This is a genomic window from Collinsella sp. AM28-11LB, from assembly GCF_003469895.1.
Lineage (GTDB): Bacteria > Actinomycetota > Coriobacteriia > Coriobacteriales > Coriobacteriaceae > Collinsella.
In genome coordinates this window covers 169,020-187,219 of record NZ_QSKJ01000001.1, presented here as the reverse complement: position 1 = coordinate 187,219, position 18,200 = coordinate 169,020, and the positions used below count along the sequence as shown (strand labels likewise).

Sequence of the window (18,200 nt, the reverse complement as noted above, 5' to 3'; positions counted from 1 at the left end):
TAAAATCTACCAGCCGTCTCTAAACGCCAAGGGCGGCGGATCCAATGGGTCCGCCGCCCTTTTTCGTGCGACAATCGATGATGTTGAGCATGAGTACATGGCGAGGAGATATGCAGATGATAGACAAGAATAAGACAAGCGCGCCGGCGACCGATGCCGCACCCGCCACACCCAAGCCTGCGCCTAAGCCGGCACCCAAGCCGCGCGACCCCTACATCCGTGCCGAGAACGAGGACGACGACGGCTACGATCCCTACAGCGATCGCCGCCCCGAGCGCGAGCCGATGTTCGAGGCCGACCCCTGGCGTTAAGTAGCTAATTTGGGCGTCGTGGGCTGCTAGTCTTGGACCTTGATGCTCGGCAACAGTAAAACTTGATTCTCCATTAATCAAGTTGCACGTAATCTTGCTCTTTTACTAATCAAGAATCAGTATAATTTTGATTAGCTAGAGAGCAAGATTGGAGAATCATGGCATTCAACGACTTGATCGCCCAGAAAATAAAGGACTTTGAACAGCAGGGGGTTCCACAGGTCTTTGAGCGAGACCTTGATCTGGGAAACCCACAGGAGCCAAAGCGCGACAACATCGTAAATGTGGTTGTGGGGGCCCGCCGTTGTGGAAAGACGTATCGCCTGTATCAGGAGATGCTGCGGCTTCGGGGCCGGGGCGTCGAGCTTGACCGGATGCTTTACTTTAATTTTGAGGACGAGCGCTTGCGCCCGTATGAGCCATCGCTGCTGGCGGACGTGCTCGACACGTTCTATGCGCTGCATCCTGCTGCTCGAACCGAGGGCGCTTACATTTTCTTTGATGAGATCCAGGAAATTCCCGAATGGGGTGCGTTTTTGCGGCGTGTAGTCGATACGGAGAAAGCGACCGTCTATGTGACGGGATCTTCTTCTAAGATGCTGTCCTCAGAACTTAAGAGCGAATTCAGGGGTCGTTCTCTTATACGAGAGCTTTTTCCGTTGAGCTTTTCGGAATACGTTCGATATAAGACGGGGAGCGTTTTCGAGCCAGATGCGACCTTTTCCCCAAGTGATGCAGCGCTGCTTCGACATCATCTGATCGGATATCTTGAACGAGGGGGATTCATCGCGACGCTTGAGCAGACGCCCGCAGACGCGATTCAGCTGCTACAGGAATATGCTTCGCGAACGGTCGCTATGGACGTCGTTGAGCGTTACGACGTCAAGAACCCTCGCCTGGCATCGCTGTTCCTAACGCGGTGTATGGCATCTTCGGGACGAGAGCTGTCGGTGAACAAAGTGTACAACGAGTTCAAGAGCAGGCAGATACCCGTCAGTCGTAATTCGCTCAGCGACTTACTTGAGTATTATGAGGATGCCTACCTGCTGTTCTCCGTGCCGGAGTTCACGCGTTCACTGGCAAATAACATGCGGTCTGCGTCTAAGGTCTACGCTGTCGATCCCGCGATGTTTGGAGCATTCTCTCCCGCATCGGCATTGGACCAGGGCCAGAGGCTCGAGACCGCAGTGTTCAACGCGCTAAGAAGAAGGACTCCCGCGGTGAGGATCGGATCGGTCTGCCGCCTGCTGATCAAAGAGAAGAGCAAAAGCCATGAGGTGGACTTTGTGGCTGGGGACGCACTTCTCATGCGGGCTTATAGCCTGATCCAGGTTAGTGTGGAGATGGCAAGCGAGAAAACGCGCGAGCGCGAAATTGCCGCGCTTGATGCCTCGATGGCCCAATTCGATCTTGGTGAGTCGACAATCGTTACCATGGATGAGCAGGCCGATATTCCATGCGAGCACGGTGTGGTACACGTTGTTCCCGCATGGAAGTGGCTCCTTGCCTAATCATCTACGGATCTGTGGGGCCAGGACCTCCTGGCCCCTTCATCACGGTTGGGGAGCACCATGATGCGCCCGGCTAGTCCTGGGCCTTGATGCTCGGCAGCAGAATCTGGGCGAGGTAGTCGCACTCGAGCTTGGTGGCAGCGTCGGCATTGCCGTCTTTGCCGACCAGCACGTTCTTAATCTGGCTGTAGGTGTAGCGGTTGCCGGTCGTGAGCTCGACAAGCTCAATGGCCGTGTCCATGGGGTAGGTCGACACGGGATTCTGCGTCCGCCCGTTGATGGTCTGGGGCACCACATACGGATAGACGGGGCCGCTGGCGTAGACCGTGTAGCCGTTACCAAGGTTTGCCGTGCCCAAAACCGTATCGCCCTCATCGGGCGTAAAGCTCTCGCCGTCGCGCACCGCGACGAGCGTCACGATCGGCGTATCGCTGTCGCCGGCAAGATAGATGCATAGCGTGCTGCCATTCTGCCAAGTCTCGACCTTGCCGTACCACTCAACGGGAATATCGAACTGATACAGGTTCGTTGCCTTATGCCGAGCATCGGCGTCGCGGGCTGCCTGCGCCTCGCTTGCGCTCACGGCGTTGGCGGCGGCATCACGGCGAGCGGTTGCCGCCTGCTGAAGTATCTTGGCGGCCGCGGCAGAGCTACAACCGCCCTCCTCGGCATATTTGGCGGCGGCATCGATCTGGTCGTCGGTTACCGTGTCGGCCGAAGGCACCTTGAGCTTAAAGGTAGCCTGGGCACTTAAATCCTGTCCATCGCTCTTAACGGTGACCTGCGTCTTGGTGGTCGGGACGGTATAGATGGTGCCGTCGGCCGCGATGGGGGAGGCAGCGATGGAGAGCGTGTAATCGCCGGGCAGCAGTTTGATGCCGCGGCCGTGCTCGTCAACATAGAGCGTTTCGCTCACGGAGGAGCCGTCAGAATCCTGCCCATTCACCTGTACGGGAATCTTGGAGCCAGTGGAACAGTCGAGGCCCGCGGCATGCACGCCAATCTGCACTGACATCATTGTGTGGGCATTGGCGGCGACAGCGGCAACCTGCTCTTGCTGATATCCGTTCCAGGCAGCATAGCCTGCACCGCCGGCGACGAGCGCGACGGCCACAACGCCGGCAACCATTAGGTTGCGGCGCTTGGGCGACATCTTGCGATGACGAACCTCAGCTTCGCGTGCCGAGGGAACGGACGGCAGGGGAATATCGCCCATGGCGATGGTCTCGTCCACGGCTGGTGCGGAACCTAGGCCAGGAAGCTCACGGGTCAGCGAATCCTCGGCCGGCAAGCTGTTGAGCAAGACGGTTTCCTCGCCCGTGTCGGATTCGGGCTGGTTGCCGGCCTCGCTTTCGGTGTCTTCGTGATCTGCCTCATCTTCGGCAGGCTCAACATCGTCTGCATCCTGATCATCGGACTGCGCCTCGGCTTCCGGCTCATCCTGCACGTCAACGCCCGAAACGTCAAACGCAATCTCGCCAAGCGAAACTCGGTCTAGGCTCTCCAGGGCCTCGGCACATGCCTCTGCATCTTGGGCCGAGTCCTCTTGGCCCCTCGTCTCATCTTTCATATATCCCCCAAGCTCAATATCGGGACAACAATGTACCCAAAAACAGGGTCATATAGAGCTGCCAGGCAATTGGAAATCTGATTTTATCTGTGCGAGAGGTTTTGAATATGTGCGTGGATGCGCGCAACAACAAAAAGCCCCCGGAAAGCGGACGAATCGCTTTCCGGGGGCATGCAATACGTTGCATTGCGCGGAGTCGGCCAGGCGACTTCACATTCAAGCGGCGTTTGCGTCAGGCGCGCTACTCGGCGTGCGCGTAATCGACCTTGGCGCGGCGGGCGGTAGCCTTCTCCCAGTCGCTGGTGCCCTCAAAGACATCCTGCTTGTAGGGATTGCGGCCGAGCTTCTTGGCGCGGTAGGCGATGTAGATAATCGCGGCGATGTTGGCGATCAGCGCGACGACCGAGACCGCGGTGGCGGCGCCTGCGTCGAGCGTGGAGTGGGTCACAAAGATGGACTCCTCCTGGAAGTAGGGGAACACCTGGGCAAACATGCACCAAATAGCCAGCGTAAAGGCGCGGTTCTGAATCCAGCCACCCTTGTTCCAGATAAAGGCGGCGACGGTGGGCGCCAGCAGCAGCGCAAAGCCGCAGAACCAGGAGTGGGTGGGCAGGCAGTTGTAGGTGTAGCAGAAGTTCCAGATATCGTAGGCGATGATGTAGACCCAGGTCATGTCGGGCCACAGCATGTCGGTCTGGTCCTCGGAGGCGTAGACGCTCCACCAGCCGGTCATGCAGAAGATGTTGATGATGCCGGCGATGCCGTTGAACACGTTGTTCCAGCCGGCAAGCTGCGTGGCACCTTCGGAGGTGACCCAGGTGGACTCGCCCAGGACAAAGAAGTGATAGGCGCTCTCAAAGTCGGACACGACGGCGATCATGATGTTGATGGCGACAATCACAAACGGCCATGCGCGGAACCAGTGCGCCTTGCCGATCTTGCCCCACTGGTACTTAATGGCAATGAAGCCCCAGCAGCCGGCGAGCGCTGCGTACACCTTGGCGTAGTGGAACCAGCTGTTCTGGTACACATGAGTGGGGTTGGTGAGCGCCCACTCGGCACCCTGCGAAACGCCGATGGCGATGGCGACGCAGTAGATGGTCATGGCCAGCGGAGCCACGCCAAAGATGATGGCCGCGCCGAGCTTGGTGCGGCGGCCGACCTCGTTGAGCACGATGAGGCCAATAAAGACCATGGCCCAGCCGGCCCAGTGGATAAGGGTATTGCTACCCCAAACATCGAACAGCATGCTGCTCTCCTTTCACACGCCCGCGGCCCCTCTTCTGATCGCGGGCAGTTTGGCCAAATGTCGTCAGTTCTGGGGCTTGCGCTCCGGATACTTGGCGGTATAGCCCTCGATATGGAGTGTCGAGGCGATGATTTCCTTGACCGTCTCGTCGGGCACATCGGGGTGCGTGCGGATATACATCAACAACCCCATAATGAGGGTGTAGAACGTCTCGTAGACATGGTCAATGCGGAGCTCATGATGGGCGACAAAATCCACCACGGTGGTGTCGCAGATGTATTGCGCCACGCGCTGGACCACGTTGTGCAGAAAGCCGCCGTAGAGCGCGCCGCTGCTGGAGGTCAGGGTGCTCGGCAACTCGTGGCCGCTCACGACCAGGCGTTTAAAGAGCGGAGCGACGGTGTCGAGTGCGCCTTCGATGTCGCCAACCGTGCGGCTGGCGTTCCACTGTTCGAGCTCGGCGATAAAGCCGTCGATTGCCTCGTCCATAACGGCGGTGACGGCGGCGTCCATATCGGCAAAGTAGTGGTAGAACAGTGAGCGCGTGCAGCCAGCCCGCTTGGTCACGGCCGATACCGAAAGATGGGACACGCCCAGCTCAGCGCTCACGGCGCTCACGGCGGCGAGAATCTCGCGTCGGCGCTCGTCACCCGTCAGGCGCTTTGCCGTGCTGTCGGACGCGAGGACGGCATCAGCGACAGAGATGTTTGCCGTGTTATCGCTCATACGTTTGCCGCCTTTCATCCGTTTGGGCCCGACCGTTCGCCTAACAGTCTTGAATATTGTTGACGGTTCGTCAATACTGTTTTTGACACAATGTCAACAATAGCGGGTGAACGGCATGGGGGGCATGTCGAGCCCGTACAAAGAGGGGCGCCGCGGTCTCGCCGGGCTGTGGCAAGAGAAGGGACGACTATGATTCTCAACGGACCGGGGATTAGCTATACCGAGCCCGATATCGGAGCGGAGTTTGTGCCGCCGCTGCCGGAGCATCCGCGCGAGGCTATCGTCAAACTGTGCGAGCACTGCACCAACCGCCTGTTGCACCGCGACGAGCTGCTGGGCTACGAGTACTGGTCGTTTGCCGAGGCCGCAACCGACGAGCAGGCCGAAGTGCTCTGCAAGATGAAGATGCGCCGCCCCTACACGCTGCCCGAGATGGTCAAGATCACCGGTATGCCCGAGGCCCAGATCGAAAAAATGCTCGACGACATGAGCTACACGGGTCTGCTCGAGTACAGCTGGGAAAATCCCGAGCGCGTCAAGCAGTGGGTGCTGCCCATGCTGGTGCCGGGTTCTGCCGAGTTCCTCAACATGCGCATGGGCCAGCTCGAGGAGCATCCGGTCTATGCCAAGTTCTTTGAGCAGGCGTCCAAGGGTCCGCTGTCCCGTGCTACGCCGATGGTGCCGCCCGGAGGCGCCGGCATCGGCATGCACGTGATTCCGGTCGAGAAGGCCATCGACGCCTCGAGCACCTCGGTGCCGATTGAGCACATCGAGCACTGGCTTGACAAATACGACGGCAAGTATGCCGCCAGCACCTGCAGCTGCCGCGCGAGCCGTCGCGTGATGGGCGAGGGCTGCGCCGACGATCCACGCGACTGGTGCATTGCCGTGGGCGATATGGCCGACTATGTGGTCGAGACCGACCGCGGCCACTATGTGACGCGCGAGGAGGTCTACGACATCCTGCGCCAGGCCGAGGACAACGGCTTTGTGCACCAGATTACCAATATCGACGGCGAGAACAAGATCTTCGCTATCTGCAACTGCAACGTCAACGTGTGCTACGCCCTGCGCACCTCGCAGCTGTTCAACACGCCCAACCTGTCGCGCTCTGCCTATGTCGCCAAGGTCGAGAAAGACAAGTGCGTGGCCTGCGGTCGCTGCGTTGAGGTATGCCCGGCCGGGGCCGCCAAGCTCGGCCAGAAGCTCTGCAGCAAAAAGGCTGGCGGACAGGTGCCCGAGTATCCGCGCCAGGAGCTGCCCGATGCCACCAAGTGGGACCACACCAAGTGGTCGCCCAACTACCGCAACGTCAACCGCATCGAGACGCATGAGTCCGGCACGGCGCCCTGCAAGACGGCCTGCCCCGCGCATGTCGCTGTTCAGGGCTATCTGAAGCTTGCGGCGCAGGGTCGCTATGACGAGGCGCTGGCGCTCATCAAGCGCGAGAACCCGCTGCCCGCAATCTGCGGCCGCGTGTGCAACCGCCGCTGCGAGGACGCCTGCACCCGTGGCCGCGTGGATGCCGCCGTGGCGATCGACGAGGTCAAGAAGTTTATCGCCCAGCGCGACTTGGATGCCGCGACCCGTTATGTCCCGCCCGTGGTGACGCCGACGCGCGCCGGCGGCTTCGATCAGAAGATCGCCATCATCGGTGCCGGTCCGGCCGGTCTGTCCTGCGCCTTCTATCTGGCCGAGAAGGGCTACAAGCCCGTCGTGTTCGAGAAGAACGAGCGCCCGGGTGGCATGCTCACCTACGGTATTCCCAGCTTTAAGCTGGAGAAGGACGTTATCGAGGCCGAGGTCGAGGTTATTCGCCTGATGGGTGCCGAGTTCCGCTATGGCGTGGAGGTCGGTCGCGATGTGACGCTCGACGAGCTGCGCGAGCAAGGCTTTAAGGCCTTTTATGTGGCCATCGGCTGCCAGGGCGGCCGCCTAGCCGGTATTCCGGGCGAGGACGCCGAGGATGTGACGGTGGCCGTCGACTTTTTGCGCGAGGTCAACAGTGGCAAGATCGACGCACTGCTCGGTCGCACCATCGTGGTGGGCGGCGGTAACGTGGCCATCGATGTCGCGCGCAACGCCTGCCGTCTGGGATCCGAGCATGTTGAGATGTTCTGCCTGGAGAGCGAGGCTCAGATGCCCGCCAGCGAGGAGGAGCGTCGCGAAGCCGTCGAGGATGGTGCTCACATCAGCTGCGGCTGGGGTCCCAAGGAGGTTCACCTGGACGATGCGGGTCGTGTGTGCGGCATCACCTTCAAGCGCTGCACGCGCGTCTTTGACGACGAGGGCCGGTTTGCGCCCGAGTACGACGAGAACGACCTGCGCCGCGTCGATGCCGACCGCGTCGTCATGTCGATTGGCCAGTCCATTGTGTGGGGCGACCTGCTGGCTGGCTCCAAGGTGGAGCTTGGCCGCGGCCAGGGTGCTCTTGCCGATCCGCAGACGTACCAGACCGCTGAGCCCGACATCTTTGTGGGCGGCGACGTCTACACCGGCCCCAGCTTTGCCATCGACGCCATCGCTGCCGGTCACGAGGCCGCTGTGTCCATCCATCGCTTTGTGCAGCCGGGCTCCACGCTCACCATCGGCCGCAACCAGCGCCGCTACACCGCGCTCGACCGCGACGATGTTGTGATTGAGAGCTATGACAACGCGAGCCGCGAGGTGGCACGTGTCGACCGCGAGCGCGAGAAGGCTGCGCCCTTTAGCGAGTACGTCGAGACCTTTACCGAGGAGCAGGTGCGCGCCGAGACCGCTCGCTGCCTGGGCTGCGGTGCCTCGATCGTCGACCCCAATAAGTGCATCGGCTGTGGTCTGTGCACCACCAAGTGCGCGTTCGATGCCATCCATCTGGATCGCGACCGCCCCGAGTGCTCCACGATGGTCAAGTACGAGCAAAAGCTCCCCAGCCTCGGCAAGTACGCTTTGAAACGCGCGATCAAGATTAAATTTGGGAAGAAGTAAAAGAAACTAACAAGTCAGTGAGCGGCGCGGAGCGTCGCTCACTGACGTTTAGTTGACATCGCATCAACCGTTGTTGAAAGGTTTCTACCTTGCACGAATTGGGAATCGTTTATCATATCATTCGCGATGTCGAGAATGTGGCGCGCGCCAATGGTGTGAGTCGCGTTTCGAGCGTGACGCTGCTCCTGGGCGAGGTCTCGGGCGTCGTTCCCGATCTGCTGCTTGACGCTTGGCGTTGGGCGGCAGATAAAAAGCCCATCGCGCAGGGCGCGGAGCTTATCGTGGAGCCCGTCGAGGCCGTGACGCATTGCGACGCGTGCGGCTGCGACTACGCGACGGTCGAGCACGGCAAGACCTGCCCCCATTGCGGTAGCGGCGAGACCTATCTGCTGCAGGGCCAGGAGGTCATGATCAAGCAGATCGAGACCCCCGACGAGGACCCGACAGACGCTGCCCCCGATGGCCTCTCCGATGCCCCCGATGCCGTCGACGCCGCCAACCCCCTCCACATCGCCTAATTTAGTCGTTGGGGACGTTCTTAAACGACTAGTCATTAAAGAACGTCCCCAACGACTACTTTGCTAGAGCATATTTCTTACCATTAGTCAAGCACCATCTGTTTAAACGAAATGGCCTCAACCCGAGCACATTTGTGTCTGTTTAAAACCGGCAATAATGAACAGCGTGCTCAATTCGGTCATGTAAATTGATCAGCTATCAATCCTCAGCAGCAAATCAGTCAAAATACTGGAATGTAATCAGCTTGTAACAAAACAAGACGTTTAAACAAATAATGCTAGCTTTTGCAGTTTTTCATATAATTCTGCAGTATTTGCAGCTATACTCTTTTTTGTCGTGTAGGAATTACGTAGACAAAAAGGAGGTTATGTGATGGTAAGTATTGTTCTTGCTAGCCATGGTGACTTGGCGGCTGGAATCAAGCAGACGGGCTCGATGGTCTTTGGCGATCAGCCGTCTGTAGCCGTGGTCTCGCTCGAGCCGAGCATGGGCCCCGACGACTTCCGCGCCAAGGTCGAGGAGGCAATCGCTTCCTTCGAGGACCAGGAGCAGGTGCTCTTCCTCGTTGATCTGTGGGGCGGCACGCCGTTCAACCAGATCAGCGGGCTCATCGAGGGCCACGATTCCTGGGCTATCGTCACCGGTGTCAACCTGCCTATGCTCATCGAGGCATATTCGCAGCGCTTTGACGCAAAGAACACTGCACATGCGATCGCAAAACATCTCGTGACTGAGGCTAAGGCCGGCGTGCGCGTCAAGCCCGAGTCTCTGGAGCCCGAGGAGAAGAAGCCGGCTGCGGCCGCTGCTGCTCCTGCAGGCGCCATCCCTCCGGGAACGGTCATCGGCGACGGGCACATCAAGATCGCCCACGTCCGTATCGACACCCGTCTGCTTCATGGTCAGGTGGCCACCACGTGGACCAAGCAGATCAACCCCAACCGCATCATCGTGGTTTCCGACGGCGTTGCCCACGACGAGCTCCGAAAGACCATGATCGAGCAGGCTGCCCCTCCGGGAGTCCATGCCAACGTCGTGCCCATTAAGAAGATGGCCGAGGTCGTCAAGGACACGCGCTTTGGTGACACCAAGGCCATGCTGCTCTTTGAGAACCCGCAGGATCTGCTCAAGGCCATCGAGGCCGGCGTCGATATCAAGGAAGTCAACATCGGTTCTATGGCTCACTCCAAGGGCAAGGTCGTCGTCACCAACGCTGTCGCTATGGGCGATGACGATGTCAAGACCATCGAGGCTCTCAAGGCCAAGGGCGTCAAGTTCGAGGTCCGCAAGGTTCCTTCGGATTCCTCCGAGGATCTCGACGCCATGTTGAAGAAAGCTAAGGCCGAACTGGCCGCTCAAGCATAGTAAAGGAGGGTCCGATACATGTCCGCGCTTACTATTGTTCTAATCGCGATTATCGCGCTGCTTGCCGGTATGGAAGGCGTTCTGGATCAGTTCCAGTTCCATCAGCCGCTCGTTGCGTGCACGCTTATCGGTCTCGTAACCGGTCACCTTCAGGAGGGCATCCTCCTGGGCGGTTCGCTTCAGATGATGGCCCTTGGTTGGGCTAACGTCGGCGCCGCCGTCGCACCTGACGCCGCCCTGGCTTCTGTCGCATCTGCCATCATCATGACACTTGCCCTTAACGGCGGTGTTACTGATTCCGGCAAGGCCGTTACCGCCGCCATCGCCGTCGCCGTGCCTCTGTCCGTCGCCGGCCTGTTCCTGACCATGATCTGCCGTACCCTGGCCACCGCTATGGTCCACGGCATGGACGCCTGCGCCGAGAAGGGCGACTTCGCCGGTATCGAGCGTTGGCAGTACGCTGGCATCCTCATGCAGGGTGTTCGTATCGCCATCCCGGCAGTGCTTTTGTGCATCATCCCGGCCGAGGCCGTTACCAACGCGCTTAACGCTATGCCCGACTGGCTGTCCGGCGGCATGGCTGTCGGCGGCGGCATGGTCGCTTCCGTCGGTTACGCCATGGTCATCAACATGATGGCCACCAAGGAGACCTGGCCGTTCTTCATCCTCGGTTTCGTCCTGGCTGCCATCCCTCAGCTCACGCTGATCGCCCTGGGCCTCATCGGCATCTCCCTCGCCCTCATCTACCTTGGCCTTAAGGACCTGGCCAAGCAGGGTGGCGGCATGGGCGGTGGCTCCGGCGACCCGCTCGGCGACATTCTGAATGACTACGAGTAGGAAGGGAGTGATACATATGGCAGAGAACAAGATTCAGCTTTCTAAGTCCGATCGTCAGAAGGTTTGCTTCCGTCATCAGTTCCTTCAGGGTTCGTGGAACTACGAGCGTATGCAGAACGGTGGCTGGTGCTACTCGATGATCCCTGCGATCAAGAAGCTCTACACCAGCAAGGACGACCAGATTGCCGCGCTTAAGCGCCATCTGGAGTTCTATAACACTCACCCCTATGTTTCCGCCCCCGTCATTGGCGTTACCCTCGCCCTCGAGGAGGAGCGCGCCAACGGTGCTCCGATCGACGACGTCGCCATCCAGGGCGTCAAGGTCGGTATGATGGGCCCGCTCGCCGGCGTCGGCGACCCCGCCTTCTGGTTCACCCTTCGCCCGATTCTGGGCGCTCTGGGCGCTTCCCTGGCCCTGTCCGGCAGCATCGCCGGTCCGCTGCTGTTCTTCTTCGCGTGGAACATCATTCGTTACGCCTTCCTGTGGTACACGCAGGAGTTTGGCTACAAGGTCGGCTCTTCCATCGCCAAGGATCTCTCCGGCGGTCTGATGGGCAAGGTCACCGAGGGTGCTTCCATCCTGGGTATGTTCATCATCGGTGCCCTGGTCGAGCGCTGGGTGTCCATCTCCTTCACCCCGGTCGTCTCCAAGGTCACGCAGTCTGCTGGCGCCTTTATCGACTGGGCTAACCTGCCCTCCGGTTCTGAGGGTGTCAAGGAAGCACTGACGATGTATAACTCCATCGGTGCTAACGCCCTTGATCAGGTGAAGGTCACCACGCTTCAGGCTAACCTCGATCAGCTCATCCCCGGCCTTGCTGCCGTGTGCCTGACCCTTTTTGTCTGCAAGCTCCTCAAGAAGAAGGTCAGCCCGATCATCATCATCCTGGCTCTCTTCGCCGTCGGCATCATCGGTCGCGTCTGCGGCTTCATGTAAGCACGCTTCGGCTTAAGACAGAGAGTTGCTAGGCAAGGGCTTTTAAGCCATTGAAACGGACCGCACCCGGTGGGTACACTGGATGCGGTCCGATTGTTTTATTTGGAGGGCGAGGCGCGCATGGCGCAATCTCAGAACAGCACGGTCGATCTAGCAACGCCGGCAACCTGCCTGATGGGTCTTACCAGTCACGGTAACGTAATGGTGGGCAATAAGGCGTTTGAGTACTATAACGAGCGCAATCCCGAGGACTTTATTCAGATCCCGTGGGACGAGATCGACTATATCGCCGCCGAGGTTTTGCGCGGCACCAAGAAGATCACGCGTTTTGCGATCTTTACCAAAGAGAACGGCCACTTTACGTTTTCGACGCGCAATGACAAGGAAACGCTACGCGCGGTGCGTAAGTACATTGACGAGGACAAGCTCGTTCGTTCGCCCGATTTTATCGACGTGACCGCTAAAGGCGCCAAGAGCATCCCCTCCGTCATCAAAAACCTCTTCCACAAAGGCAACTAGTCATTGGGGACGTTCTTAAACGACTAGTCATTAAAGAACGTCGCAGATGACTATCTCGAAGAGCGGCTATGCGCTGCATGGTAGTGGCGCAAATCTGCTACACTAGTACAACATGCCTCCGTAGCTCAGGGGATAGAGCACCGCTCTCCTAAAGCGGGTGTCGACGGTTCGAATCCGCCCGGGGGCACCAGAGGAATATCGAGCCCGGTACCGCAGCGGTGCCGGGCTCTTCTGGTCTAAGGGCAGGATTCGGACCGTCGACACCCGCGTCACTCATTTCCCCGCGGGGGGAGTTTTCGAATCCGCCCGGGGGCACCAGAGGAATATCGAGCCCGGTACCGCAGCGGTGCCGGGCTCTTCTGGTCTAAGGGCAGGATTCGGACCGTCGACACCCGCGTCACTCATTTCCCCGCGGGGGGAGTTTTCGAATCCGCCCGGGGGCACCAGAGGAATATCGAGCCCGGTACCGCAGCGGTGCCGGGCTCTTCTGGTCTAAGGGCAGGATTCGGACCGTCGACACCCGCGTCACTCATTTCCCCGCGGGGGGAGTTTTCGAATCCGCCCGGGGGCACCAGAGGAATATCGAGCCCGGTACCGCAGCGGTGCCGGGCTCTTCTGGTTCAATGCCATGTCAAAAATGAAGCGCCCGCTTGCTGGGGGAGCAAGCGGGCGCCTGTGAGCGAATATGTTTGCGGCGAGAGCCGTAATGAGCGGTTGGGTGGCGACTAGTTGGTCGTACCGGAATCGTCGCCCGTGCTCGTGCCCGAACCCGAGCCCGAGCCAGAAAGTGCAACCGTCAGCGTAATCGTGCTGTCGGTGGACTGCTTGCCGGTGGGGGAGACGCCCGTAACGGTGGCATCCTCGTTACCGCTCACGGGATTGCCGTTCTGGTCACAGAAGCCAATGTTATAGAAACCGGCGTTGTTGAGCGCGGTGACGGCGGCAGAGATGCTCTTGCCGTACAGGTTGCCCGGAACGCTGGCCTTGCCGGACTTCTTGGCAATGACGACGGTAATCGTGGCACCGGGCTTCTGCTTGCCGCTGGGGTTCCAGCTGATCACGGTGCCCTCGGTAACCGAGTCGTTCTCCTGGTAGCTCACGTCGACGCCAAAGCCTGCCATATCGAGGGCGTTTCGCGCCTGGGCCTCGGTCATGTCGGTCAGGTCGGGGACGGACGTGGTATCCGGGCCGCTCGAGACCTTGTACGAGATGGTCGTGCCCTTCTCGACTTCCTTACCGGCTTCGGTGACCTGCTCAAAGACCTGGCCCTCATCGGCCTCGTTGGCCTCCTCGGTGGCGTTGCCCTTTAGGCCAACGCTTGCCAGTGCCGCCTCTGCCTGGTCCTTGGTTAGACCGACAAGCTGGGGAACCTCAACCTTCTCGGAGGGCTTGGGGCCCTTGGAGATCACCAGGTTCACCTTGGTGCCTTTGGGCTTCTTGGTGTTGCCGTTGGGGGTCTGCTCGGCAACCTTGCCCTCGTCGACATCGTCGTTATAGCTCTGGTCGATGGTGCCGACCTCAAGGCCTTCCTCCTTGATCAGCTCGACGGCAGTCTGCTGGTCCTTGCCCAGCACGTCGGGCACGGTGACCTGTTCGTCGCCAAAGAGTCCTGTGGCAAAGGCCACCACGATGCCGATGACGGCAACAGCTGCCACCACGGCGGCGATGATCTTGTTTTTGTTGGACTTGGGCTTTTCGACCTCGTAGGAGCCGGTGGAGCCCGAAACAGAGCTACGGGCGGTATTCTGGCCGCTCACGCCCGAGACGGGACGCACCATGGCGCGCGTCTGATCGGAAAGCTCGCGAGTCTTGGTGGCGCCCAGCTCACCGGGGGCACCGATGATGCGCGTGGGCTCCGAGATGTTGACGGCACGACCGGACAGGTAGCTGTTGAGCACCTGACGCAGCTCGTCGGCGGTCTGGAAGCGGTTTGCCGGGTCCTTCTCCATGCACTTAAGGATGATGCGCTCAAGGTCGGCATCGACACCGGAGTTGATCTGGCTCGGCGGAATAGGCAGCTCGTTGACCTGCTTGAGTGCGACCGAGATAGCGTCGTCACCGTCAAAGGGAACGCGGCCGGTGGCGCACTCATACATCACGACGCCCAGCGAGTAGATATCCGAGGTGGGGCCGAGGTCCTGACCGCGGGTCTGCTCGGGGCTGACGTAGTGGGCGGTGCCCAGTACATTGTTGTCTTGCGTGAGGTGGCTGTTCTTGGCGCGCGCGATGCCAAAGTCCATGACCTTGATGTTGCCGTCGGGCAGCACCATGATGTTCTGCGGCTTGATGTCGCGGTGGATGATCTCGTGCTTGTGGGCGACCGAGAGTGCAGAGCTGATCTGCGATCCGATCTGGGCGACCTTCTTGGGGTCGAGGGCACCGTGGCTCTTGATTCCGCTCTTAAGGTCGGTACCGCGCAGGTACTCCATGACGATGTAATAGGTGTCGCCGTCCTTGCCCCAATCGTAGACGCCAACGATATAGGGGGAGGAGAGACCGGCTGCTGCCTGGGCCTCCTGCTTAAAGCGTGCGGCGAAGGTTGCGTCGCCAGCATACTGTGGCAGCATGATCTTGACGGCTACCGTGCGGTCGAGGACCTGATCTTGCGCACGGTAGACGGTCGCCATACCGCCTGTCCCCACCTTATCCTTGAGGAGGTATCTTCCCCCGAGGACCCTCTGTTCCATTCCTGCTCCTAACATAACTATTCGCTCAACGATGTGTGTAGTACCTACGATGTGGCCGCTGGGGCCGTGTGGCGCGTTGCCGCTAACTCTTCGGCCGCGGCGCGCCTCGGGTGTCCGATTCGATCATGGGCATCACGCTCCCTGTGCGGCGAGCGCCGCGGTCAGGACGATGCCGGCAATCTTGGCCGCCTTGACGTCGTGTTTGTCGTAATCCTCCAAGGCCACCGAGATGGCGACCGTGGGTGAATCGTAAGGTGCAAAGCCAACGAACATCGAGTTGACGTTGGTGCCGCCGATCTCGGCCGAACCGGTCTTGCCGGCAACCTTGACGCCGGGGACCTGGGCATCGGCGCCGGTACCGGACTGGACGACGGCGAGCATGGCCTGCTTGACCTGGTCGGCCGTGGCAGAGCTGACAGCCTGGCCCAGCGAGCGGGACTGCGTGGTCTTAACCACGGTTCCGTCTGGGGCGAGTACCTGGGCTACAAAGTACGGGTCCATGACCACGCCACTGTTAGCGATGGCGGCGGCAATCACGGCGTTTTGCATGACGGTGGTCTGCGGGCCGGGCGTGTGGTCCATGCCGACAGGCTGGCCGGCGCCGGCCCAGGCGGTCTCCCACTCGGTCATGAGCGACGGGTCGGCCATGATGGAGGCCGTGGAGGTCAGGTCCTGGCCGAGCTCTTGGCCGTAGCCAAAGGCGTTGGTAAACTGCACGAGCGTGTTTGCACCAACTTCGTTTGCCACCTGGCCAAAGACGACGTTGGAGGACACGGCAAAGGCCTGCTGCAGGCTGATGGTGCCGTAGCTCTCGTTGGCATAGTTGATGACCGGTGCGTTGCCGATGTCCATGGAGCCGGGCGCCTGGTAGGTGCTGGTAAGGCTGGCGGTACCGGTCTCGAGTGCTGCGGAAAGCGTAACGACCTTAAACGTGGAGCCCGGCGTGTACAGCGCGTCCATGGCGCGATTGTACATGGAGCCGTCCTCGCCGCCGCCCGCCTGCAGCAGGGCGTCGATGTTGGTGTTGTCGTAGGTGGGCGAGCTGGCACATGCGAGTACCGCGCCGGTACGCGGGTCGATGACCACTACAGCGCCCTTAAAGCCCTTGAGTGCCTGCTCGGCAGCTGTCTGGATACGCGAGTCGATGGTGAGCTTGGCGGTGTTGCCCGGCTGGGTCTGGCCCGCGAGCGACGCGATGGCGTTGTTCCAGCTGGAGTAATCCTTGGAGCCGGTGAGCGTGTCGTTCATGACACTCTCGATGGCGGTGGTGCCAAACTGCTGGCTCACGTAGCCAACCACGTGCGCTGCCAGGTTGCCGTTGGGGTAGGAGCGTACGTAGGTGCCGTCCTCCTGCTGCAGCGACTCGGCCAGCGTCACGCCGTCGGACGTGATGATGGAGCCGCGCTGGATGTACTTGGAGCGGGCGATGGTGTGGTTGTTGGTCGGCATATCCTGATAGTCCTTGGCCTTGATGACCTGGACATAGGTGAGGTTGCCGATAAGGATGGCAAACAGCGCCGTAAAGGCTAGCACCGCACGGGTTAGACGGTTGGCGAGCGCAACGCGGCCGAGCACACCGGATTCAGGCGTGTCGAGCAGGCGACGACGCATGCGCGAGCCGACGGAATGGCTGCCACTGCCGTAGGAAGACGAGGTGGCAAAGCGCGTGCCCGTCGGGGCGGCGGCAGATGCGACCTGATCATCGGTGATGGCGGCCATGGTGCCGGTGCCGGTAAGCTCGGCCTCGCGTCCGGTTGCCTCGTCACCGGCGCGCAGCAGAAGCGCGACGATGATAAAGCTCGCCAGCAGCGAGGAGCCGCCCTGGCTCATAAAAGGCAGGGTGACGCCGGTCAGCGGGATCAGGCGGGTTACGCCGCCAACGATCAAGAAGGCCTGGAAGCTGATGGCGGCCGTAAGGCCCGTGGCACTAAAGGCTGCGAGGTCGGATTTAGCGCGGGCAGCCGTGGTGAGGCCACGCACGGCAAAGAGCATAAACAGGATGAGCACGGCGCCGCCGCCCAAAAGGCCCATCTCCTCGCCGATAGCCGAGAAGATAAAGTCGGACTCGACGACGGGGATGTTGTTGGCCATGCCGTTGCCGATGCCAACACCGACCAGACCGCCATCGGCAAGCGAGAAGAGCGACTGGACGATCTGGTAGCCCTGGCCCTGGGCGTCCTTAAACGGATCGACCCAAACCTGGAAACGCACCTGAACGTGCGACAGGAACTTGTAGGCGCCCACGGCTCCAACGGCTAAGAGCGCAAGGCCGATAACGACATACGAAAAGCGCCCTGTGGCAACGTAGAGCATCAGCAAGAAGATGGTGTAGAACAGCACGGCCGAACCCAGGTCGCGTTCGAAGACGACGACGAGCAGGCACACACCCCACACGGCAAACAGCGGCAGCAGCAGTCGCAGGCGAGGGATCTTAAAGCCCAGGATCTTGCGGTTGGAGATGGAGAGCAGCTCGCGGTTCTCGGCCAAGTAGCCGGCCAGGAACAGCACGATAAAGACCTTGGCGAACTCGCCGGGCTGGATGGTAAAGCCCGCGATGCGAATCCACAGCTTGGAGCCCGAGATCGTGGTGCCGATAAAGATGGGCAGCATCAACAGAATGATGCCGATAATGCCAAAGGTGTACTTGTAGCGCATGACCACGTCGAGGTTTTTGACCAGTGCAAGCGTTCCCACCATGAGCGCCACCGAGACAAACAGGATGATGAGCTGTGAGATGGCGAGAGCGGGGGCGAGGCGTGTCACGAACGTGATGCCGATGCCCGAAAGTATAAATACGATGGGCAGGATGGCGGGGTCGGCGCCAGGCGCCAAGATGCGCACGGCGATATGTGCTGCGGCGAAGGCGGCGAAGAGGCCGATCGGTACGGCGAGCGTCTCAAAGGAGATGGCAGCGCCCGCGGTGAGGACGTACATCGCATACAGCAGGATGACGGGGAACGCCGAGGCGATGAGCAAGAGCAGTTCGGTGTTGCGGCGACTCATAA

At 60.3% G+C, this 18,200-nt stretch carries 13 protein-coding genes and 1 tRNA gene; 9 read left to right on the top strand and 5 right to left on the bottom strand.

From position 1 onward, the window contains the following. The first annotated feature begins 116 nt into the window (after positions 1-116). Both DW732_RS00795 and DW732_RS00790 read left to right on the top strand, forming a co-directional pair. Positions 117-311, top strand: coding sequence for a hypothetical protein (locus DW732_RS00795; protein ID WP_233539310.1), 195 nt, complete (start codon positions 117-119; stop codon positions 309-311). A gap of 158 nt (positions 312-469) precedes the next feature. Next, positions 470-1,822 (top strand): ATP-binding protein, encoded by a 1,353-nt coding sequence (locus DW732_RS00790; RefSeq protein ID WP_118098146.1) that lies wholly within the window; start codon positions 470-472, stop codon positions 1,820-1,822. 73 nt (positions 1,823-1,895) lie between these two features. Here the strand turns inward: DW732_RS00790 and DW732_RS00785 are convergent, their stop codons facing one another. From DW732_RS00785 to DW732_RS00775, 3 genes are all read right to left on the bottom strand, one after another. Beyond that, on the bottom strand, positions 1,896-3,392 hold the full coding sequence (locus DW732_RS00785; RefSeq protein WP_118098144.1) for a hypothetical protein: 1,497 nt from the start codon (positions 3,390-3,392) through the stop codon (positions 1,896-1,898). Between the two features lie 241 nt (positions 3,393-3,633). Further along, positions 3,634-4,641 (bottom strand): DUF5692 family protein, encoded by a 1,008-nt coding sequence (locus tag DW732_RS00780; protein WP_117735391.1) that lies wholly within the window; start codon positions 4,639-4,641, stop codon positions 3,634-3,636. Positions 4,642-4,704: 63 nt separating this feature from the next. Next, the gene (locus tag DW732_RS00775; protein ID WP_117735392.1) at positions 4,705-5,367 is read right to left on the bottom strand and encodes a TetR/AcrR family transcriptional regulator; all 663 of its coding nucleotides are present in this window, start codon (positions 5,365-5,367) and stop codon (positions 4,705-4,707) included. A gap of 189 nt (positions 5,368-5,556) precedes the next feature. Between DW732_RS00775 and DW732_RS00770 the strand changes: the two genes are divergently transcribed. The 7 genes from DW732_RS00770 (at position 5,557) to DW732_RS00740 (ending at position 12,698) form a co-directional block, all read left to right on the top strand. Beyond that, entirely contained in the window at positions 5,557-8,334 is a 2,778-nt protein-coding gene (locus DW732_RS00770) for an FAD-dependent oxidoreductase (protein ID WP_199569670.1), read from the top strand. Positions 8,335-8,423: 89 nt separating this feature from the next. Continuing rightward, on the top strand, positions 8,424-8,852 hold the full coding sequence (locus DW732_RS00765; protein ID WP_117735393.1) for a hydrogenase maturation nickel metallochaperone HypA: 429 nt from the start codon (positions 8,424-8,426) through the stop codon (positions 8,850-8,852). Positions 8,853-9,225: 373 nt separating this feature from the next. After that, positions 9,226-10,215, top strand: a complete 990-nt coding sequence (locus DW732_RS00760) for a PTS sugar transporter subunit IIB (protein WP_117735394.1) — start codon at positions 9,226-9,228, stop codon at positions 10,213-10,215. A gap of 18 nt (positions 10,216-10,233) precedes the next feature. Then, a complete protein-coding gene (locus DW732_RS00755; protein ID WP_117735395.1) occupies positions 10,234-11,052 on the top strand; it encodes a PTS mannose/fructose/sorbose transporter subunit IIC in 819 nt (272 codons plus the stop codon). A gap of 16 nt (positions 11,053-11,068) precedes the next feature. Beyond that, complete coding sequence (locus tag DW732_RS00750) at positions 11,069-11,989, top strand: PTS system mannose/fructose/sorbose family transporter subunit IID (RefSeq protein WP_117735396.1); 921 nt, start codon at positions 11,069-11,071, stop codon at positions 11,987-11,989. Between the two features lie 120 nt (positions 11,990-12,109). After that, positions 12,110-12,508: a DUF956 family protein gene (locus DW732_RS00745; RefSeq protein WP_117735463.1), complete on the top strand. Its 399-nt coding sequence runs from the start codon at positions 12,110-12,112 to the stop codon at positions 12,506-12,508. A gap of 114 nt (positions 12,509-12,622) precedes the next feature. Beyond that, positions 12,623-12,698 (top strand) — tRNA-Arg (locus DW732_RS00740). Positions 12,699-13,233: 535 nt separating this feature from the next. Here DW732_RS00740 and pknB read toward each other — a convergent pair. Together pknB and DW732_RS00730 are read right to left on the bottom strand one after the other, a co-directional pair. Beyond that, the gene (gene pknB / locus DW732_RS00735) at positions 13,234-15,195 is read right to left on the bottom strand and encodes a Stk1 family PASTA domain-containing Ser/Thr kinase (RefSeq protein WP_117735397.1); all 1,962 of its coding nucleotides are present in this window, start codon (positions 15,193-15,195) and stop codon (positions 13,234-13,236) included. Between the two features lie 132 nt (positions 15,196-15,327). Next, on the bottom strand, positions 15,328-18,198 hold the full coding sequence (locus DW732_RS00730; protein ID WP_117735398.1) for an FtsW/RodA/SpoVE family cell cycle protein: 2,871 nt from the start codon (positions 18,196-18,198) through the stop codon (positions 15,328-15,330). Between the last annotated feature and the right edge of the window lie 2 nt (positions 18,199-18,200).